Origin of the sequence: Calidifontibacillus erzurumensis (assembly GCF_013303125.1) — a bacterium.
Taxonomy (GTDB): Bacteria; Bacillota; Bacilli; order Bacillales; family Bacillaceae_J; genus Calidifontibacillus; species Calidifontibacillus erzurumensis.
The window spans coordinates 22,116-28,827 of record NZ_JABTTE010000031.1 but is presented as its reverse complement, the minus strand read 5'-3'; the positions used below and the strand labels follow the sequence as shown (position 1 = coordinate 28,827).

At 34.8% G+C, this 6,712-nt stretch carries 6 protein-coding genes; 3 read left to right on the top strand and 3 right to left on the bottom strand.

Annotation, left to right across the window (positions count from 1 at the left end):
• Both HR057_RS15835 and HR057_RS15830 read right to left on the bottom strand, forming a co-directional pair.
• Positions 1-1,948, bottom strand: a 1,948-nt coding sequence (locus HR057_RS15835; protein ID WP_173732413.1) for a sigma 54-interacting transcriptional regulator, incomplete at its 3' end; no start/stop codon positions are given.
• A 232-nt stretch (positions 1,949-2,180) separates the two neighbouring features.
• Positions 2,181-3,047: a DNA-3-methyladenine glycosylase family protein gene (locus HR057_RS15830; RefSeq protein WP_173732412.1), complete on the bottom strand. Its 867-nt coding sequence runs from the start codon at positions 3,045-3,047 to the stop codon at positions 2,181-2,183.
• Positions 3,048-3,517: 470 nt separating this feature from the next.
• Between HR057_RS15830 and HR057_RS15825 the strand changes: the two genes are divergently transcribed.
• Complete coding sequence (locus tag HR057_RS15825) at positions 3,518-3,745, top strand: hypothetical protein (RefSeq protein ID WP_173732411.1); 228 nt, start codon at positions 3,518-3,520, stop codon at positions 3,743-3,745.
• Between the two features lie 296 nt (positions 3,746-4,041).
• Here the strand turns inward: HR057_RS15825 and speE are convergent, their stop codons facing one another.
• Positions 4,042-4,908, bottom strand: coding sequence for a polyamine aminopropyltransferase (gene speE / locus HR057_RS15820; RefSeq protein ID WP_173732410.1), 867 nt, complete (start codon positions 4,906-4,908; stop codon positions 4,042-4,044).
• Between the two features lie 265 nt (positions 4,909-5,173).
• Here speE and HR057_RS15815 point away from each other — a divergent pair, with 265 nt between their 5' ends.
• Complete coding sequence (locus HR057_RS15815; RefSeq protein WP_173732409.1) at positions 5,174-5,671, top strand: hypothetical protein; 498 nt, start codon at positions 5,174-5,176, stop codon at positions 5,669-5,671.
• A gap of 51 nt (positions 5,672-5,722) precedes the next feature.
• Positions 5,723-6,649: a prenyltransferase gene (locus tag HR057_RS15810; RefSeq protein WP_173732408.1), complete on the top strand. Its 927-nt coding sequence runs from the start codon at positions 5,723-5,725 to the stop codon at positions 6,647-6,649.
• Positions 6,650-6,712: the final 63 nt, after the last annotated feature.

Here is a 6,712-nt window from a genome sequence, read left to right as displayed (position 1 = left end):
TATTTATTAATGTAAACATTGCCCTTTTGGTCTTTTCATAGATTTCACTTAACGTCATATCACTAACAAGGGATAATCTTCCTGCTTCAATAACCATTGGTAAATTCACACCGGAAAGGGTTTTGATCGGCAATTCAATTTCATGTTGAAATGTATCTCCCATTGTTATTAATGAACCAATATCTACTAACAAAAGGACTCCATTTACATTTCCAAGCCGTTTGATTTCCCATTTTACCCGTTCATAAATATCTTTTGCTAGTACATTCAATGGCATATCAATAGCACGAATCACATCATATCCTAATAAAGAATTTACAACCTGGGCCATTGAGGAAGCTGTAGACTGGCCATGTGTAATAAGAAAAACAGCAATCGATTGCTTTGCCATCGTTTGAACATATTGTTCAGGTGATAAAAAGAAAGCTATTAATTCAATTTCTTCTTCTGGTAGATAAAACCCTATTGTTTTTTCCAACACATCGGCGATTTGCCGTGCTGCAACACGATATTGCACATTCGGGTGTACAATCGTAGGTAATGATTTGTTTTCTAAATGTCCATGCGCCCGATAATTTTGAAGATGTAATCCCAATACAAATAATTGGTTCATATTAAGATAAATTGGCATTTGGTCTTTCAATTGAATATAGGCACGTTCTAATGCATGGATTAAATCTTGATCCATTAATTGCTGCCAACTTTTTTCGGTTGCAAAATGTGGCTGCATGTAATTTTTTGATAATTCTTGGACATAACTCTTTATAATCTTTTGAATTTTTTCCTTACTGATCTCATTCGGTTCGTTTTTAATGATTCCGTTCAATTGTTTATAAATATTTGGTAGAAGCAATGAATTTGTATCAGTTTTAGAACGAATAGATTTGGTTTCAATTTTTTCGATTTTTTCCTGATATATAATATTTTCTTTAGAAAAATTAAACAATTCACTAGAAAGATCATCTTCTGTAATAACGACTTGATCTACTTCATTTTTTAAATATCGTAAATAAGCTCTAGCGCAGGCAATTTGAATTTCACTTTTCAACTGACCAATATTACCGGGATAATCATAGCTTAAAAACACTTCTTTACAACTATCTACGATTGATAGATTCGTATTCATTTTTCCAGCTTCTTCTGCTAAAAATTGGTCAACAAGCTCTTCCCGTTCTTCCCTACTTCTTTCACGTAATGGTGGAACTTCCAATTTAACAGTAAATCTGCGGTAAAGTGTCGGTAAAATGGCTTCTTTAGGATTTTCAGTTGTAGCCCCAATTAATGCAACAGTCGCTTTATGTTCTGTAGTAGATTCACCTAATCGGCGGTAAATCCCTTTATCAATTAAATAAAAAAGCATCTCTTGTCCAGATGGGGGAAGACGATGTATTTCATCCAAAAATAAAATACCGTTATTTGCACGTTCAACAAGTCCAAATTTATCTGAGTTCGCACCAGTATAAGCGCCTTTTATTACACCAAAAATTTGTCCAACTAATAATTCAGGATTATGTGCATAATCTGCACAGTTAAACGAAATAAAAGGCATATGTTTGTTTTTACCTAATGTCTTATTTACAATTTCAGCTAAAGTTTCAGCCATAAAAGTTTTCCCAGTTCCAGTTTCCCCAGTAATTAAAATGGGTAATGGCTTCGTAGGATACATAACAGCAGCCATTGCCTTTTCTAGGATGGCTATTAGACTTTTTCCTGCTCGAATATCAAATTTATCTAAATAAGAAGATTTCATTGTAGCGTTCGTTTTATAACGAACTGGTTTCCCTTCAATCTTAAATACTTTGTTTTTTCTTACCAATTCATTAAGGTATCTGCTACTAGTTGAACGATCTATATTTAAACTGTTTCCAATTTCGGCAGCAGTAATCCCTTGTTTATTCTCTTTTTCCAAGCGCTTTAATTCTTCGTAAACTTCATTGATCCGGTTCATTAAAATGTCCCCCCTTTTAATCTGGAGATATCACTTTTTTCAAAAAACTATGACTATATTTATATTAATCAATCTTTTTCATTAATGCTAGGCAACGTAGGGACAGTTTTTTAAGGTACAAATATTAATTGTTTGGGCAAACTTTGTGGCCATAAAAAAGAGGGACAATAAAACGTCCCCCTGTTCTTGCTTCAATTGATAAGATTTTTTTATGGATATCTTTATAAGTTCTTTATTCAATGCTACGCCATAAGTACAAAGCTGCATAGCTTAAGTAAGGCTCCCACATTTGTTTGTATCTTTCCATTTCATCTACAGTTGGTTTTCGGTCAAGGTTATATAATTTTTTTAACGCATTTTGAATGCCGATATCTGTTGTAGGAAAAAGATTAGCCCTTCCAAGACCAAATAGAAGAAAGTTTTGAACCGTCCATGGGCCAATTCCTCGCAATTTAATTAATTGACGATAAATTTCGTCATCCGTTTGTCTTGCTAAAATTTCAATATTTAATGTGCCGTCTATTACCGCTTTTCCAAGGCCAATGATATACTCGGCTTTTCTTGTGCTAAACTGCAGTTCACGCAACTCCTCAACCGTTACATTTGCCAATGTCTCAGCGTTTGGATAAAACCATACATCATCGATATTCGTACCAAAAGTTTTAACAAAACGCTCTGTTAACGTATGGGCAAATGCCATATTTAATTGTTGATGAATAATGCATTTCATAAGACAGCTAAAAGGATCAAAATCAAGAACAAGCGGCGTTCCATAATGTTCTTGAAAAATCCCGCTTAAATCGGTCTTTTGAAAATGTTGATGAATTGGTTTTAAAGGAATTTGCCATTGCAATATTTCAGATATTCTTTTTAATTGATCCGCTTTATGCTTTTCATTTCGGCCGGAAACTTTAAAAGCGGGCTTTTCAACAGTTCCAATGCCGGTAACTTCAACGACATAACGACTATGATTTATTACTATCGGAATTTTAATCGTGCGATGTTGCAAATCAACTACATTTAATGGATCAAGCGCATGTCGCTCAATCACTCTGTCAAAATCATACGGTCCTTCAATTGTTATGATTTCTTGCCACAAAACGCTCATTCCTTTTTAAATTTTTCCATACTTTTAATTATAACATTTTTTAGTTCTATTTTTTCCGCTCTCATGAACTAAAGGTGGAGGACCTCTACGATGTGTCGAAATTAGTAGACGTATACGGTCCAATAAACTATTCGACTAAAGGAAGACTCCTTTTGCCATTTATTAAATATTATTCTTACAAGAAGTTTAGAATCAATTCCAAAAATAATCCTTGTTCTATCATAATTCCCGGTTGAGCAGCTCCCTTATGATTTAAATTCCCGACCAAAAAATAAACCGGTAAAAAATTTTTTACCGGTCTTTTAGTCTTAATAGTTTCATTAAACAATTGATTTCACGCACCACCAGGGTGAGTTATTTCAATCCCAATATAAGTTCGCACTACCAGAGTGAGAATGTATATTGTACCGTAATATTACAAATGAAATTTTCTTTATCAACTCATGAAAAGGGAAAATTCTATGGGTAATCAAGAAAAAATCAGTGTGTTTTTTGATGAAAGTGGAAAAAGACAAACAAAACTTAAACTGATGGGGGGATTATCAATACCTGCTAAAATTTATTCGCTCCCAGCAATTGAGTCTTTTTCACAAATGCTAAAAGATGGAAAGCTGGAACTTCTTTGGAAGGAGGTAACAGGATCATTAGGTAACCGCAATAATATTATTAAAAAAACTTGGTATTGTTAGAACAATTATTGAAAATAAATCCGACCATGCTTCAAAAGGTTACAATATTAAAAACTCGTTTATTATCAACCTTTTAAAAAAAAGATTTCTAATTTCAAATGGACAAACACCAAGGAATTAACAGAAATTGATTTTACTGACTATATCAGATTGTCTATCGCTAATCATTATGATAAATGGAATTGATTTTCTAAAAAAATTCCACCAGCTGCCCGAATGGATGAGGAGTGTCCAACTCATCAAGTGGCCCATGGCAAGCAGCTGATGGAACCCATTCATTTGTTCTAGTCTGCCAACTATTTACCCTCTAATTTATTTACTACAAATTGTGGTAATCCAAAACAACTCTCGATAATTTGTTCATTTACATATTGCGTTTGTTTATTTTTAACTTTGCTAGGATTAACATTGATATATTGTTTCGAGCCGATCGTAAAGCTCCAGAATCCTCCAGGATACGTAGGTACGACAGCTGTATACATTTTCACTTCTTTAAAAAGCTCTTTTATGCGTGAATAAGACTGTTTCATCACGTCTGAATGGAAAATCGGCGACTGGCTTTGGCAAACCATTAATCCGTCAGGTTTTAAAGCTTTGTGCAAACTTTCATAGAAACTTTTTTCAAAAAGCACTTTAGCTGGACCGATTGGATCGGAAGAGTCGACGATAATTACATCATATTCATCTGTTTTATTCGCAGCAAAAACGACCCCATCTTCAAAAACAAATCGAACACGCGGATCGTTTAGATTTCCTGATACTTCAGGCAAATGTTCTATACAAGCTTTTACGACTACTTCATCAATTTCGACAACATCGATTTGCTCAACTTCCTCATACTTGCACACTTCTTTTGCTGCACCGCAATCGCCGCCGCCAATGATTAAAACTTTTTTAGGATTTGGATGAATTGAAATTGGCACGTGTGAAATCATTTCATTATATATATAACCATCAACCGAAGTTGTTTGTACAATGCCATCTAAAACAAGCATCCTTCCAAAATTATATGAATCAAGTATCATAACATCTTGGAAAGCTGATCTTTGCTCAAAAATAATGTCCTTAATCCGATAACTAATTCGTAAATTATCATATTCATTTTCCGTTAACCAATAATCCCCATTTACCGTTGACAAATATTTTTGAACTAGCTGTTCCATTCTCATCCTCCATTCTTTCACAAGTTTCCTATGGACAAGTATAGTGAAGTTTTTAACATAAGTCCAGCCTAGTGGAGTTCCAATCCTAGGAACTTAAAAAATTCTTTGAAAAAAGTGATTTATATCAAAGATTATTAACTTTTATTTTATTAAAATGATATCGATAGTAAAAATCCCTCTTTCTTTTTTCCTTCAAGGCTATGTGAAACGAATTAAAAGATTCATTCACATAGCCTATTTTCTAAAAATCTATGAGGTTGATGACATGATTTGGATTTTTCACCAAATTATTTTAGGATTGCATATTTTACTGGCGATTTTTTGGGTGGGGGGACTTTCCTTTATCGGTTGGGGGGTTTTTCCAGCGATAAGACACCTAAAATATGTCGAACAGCGTGATTTGTTACTTGCCATTATGAAATGGGCTCACCCTTTATTTACAATCGCAGGGCTTGGAGTCATTTTCACCGGTGTTCTTTTAGGAACCGTTCTTGGCCCGATTGATCATTGGAATGATATATGGAATACACGTTTTGGAAGTCTATGGCTAACTGCGTTCATCGTAGCTTCACTTTCCCTTGCATGGGGCGCATTGATTGGCTACAAACAGATGGAAAAAGTTTTAAATAATGAACTACTTTGGATTGAAGCCGATCAAGGGATGAAAGAAAACTTATACCGCGCATTGTTGAAACTTTTTCTTATAGAATCCGTTGAGCCTTTAGGATTCGCCGTTCTCATTGCGATCATGGTTTTATTTTAAAAAAATTACCTCAGTGTTCTGCTTTGTATAGATGTATGGGAGGTGCAAAAAATGGCCGTCATTGAAAAAAATAATTTTATCGAAAAAAAATGGTTAGTGTACCGCGAATCTTGGTTTCAATTGATCCGTCCTTTGACGTTCACGGGCACTTTAAGCCCAGCCATTGCAGGAGCAGCTTTGGCTAAAACTTTCAGTCCTTTCAGGTATGATCTATTCCTAGCTGTCCTTATAGTCGGGCTCTTCGTTCAATCCGCTGTTAATATGCTCAATGATTATTACGATTATCAAAAAGGGCAAGATCAAGAAAAATGGGTTGTCTCAGAGAAAATATCATATATGAGTAATCCTCCATATCATTCCGTTCCTCTAGTGGCTTTTACACTTTTTATATTAGCTATCATCATCAGTATTTGGGTTTCTATTGAAAGTCATGTAGCATGGATTTTAGCAATAGGTGGATTAGGTATTCTTTCTGGTTATAAATATTCAGCCGGCAAATATTCTTTATCCAGCCTTGGACTAGCGGAAGTGATTGCATTTATATTTCTAGGTCTTTTTCCAACATTCGTCGGCTATGTTGTTCAAAGCCATGCCATTGACTTTTCGATTACAGCTCTCGCGTTGCCTTACGCATTCGTAATCATGACAATGTTGTTAACAAATAATATACGAGACATTCAAAAAGATGAAAACATCCGCCGCACATTGGCAATGAGGCTTGGTCGAAACCGGGCAGCGCATTTGCTAACAATCATTTTAGCAATAGCCTATCTTTCAGTTTTCTCACTAATATATTTCCGCATCATTCCTCTAACTGCTTTCTTTACGATCATAGCTTTACCTGCAGCTTGTAAACTTCGATGGCTGCTTCGTAAAAATGCAACCCGTCAAGATGAAATGAAATCTATGAAATGGGCTGCGATCCATCACTGGATTTTCGGAATGACACTCGCCTTGTCGCTATGGTTTTTTGCATAATTATTTTAAATAAATTAATGATCAATGGGGCTAATGAAAGCAATTGTTTTGGCTTTGAAGATG

Bases quoted from the DNA above. Each gene is read 5' to 3' on its own strand.
- HR057_RS15825 (WP_173732411.1), top strand. From the start codon at position 3,518: ATGGGTAATCAAGAAAAAATCAGTGTGTTTTTTGATGAAAGTGGAAAA.
- speE (WP_173732410.1), bottom strand. From the start codon at position 4,908: ATGGAACAGCTAGTTCAAAAATATTTGTCAACGGTAAATGGGGATTAT.
- HR057_RS15815 (WP_173732409.1), top strand. From the start codon at position 5,174: ATGATTTGGATTTTTCACCAAATTATTTTAGGATTGCATATTTTACTG.
- HR057_RS15810 (WP_173732408.1), top strand. From the start codon at position 5,723: ATGGCCGTCATTGAAAAAAATAATTTTATCGAAAAAAAATGGTTAGTG.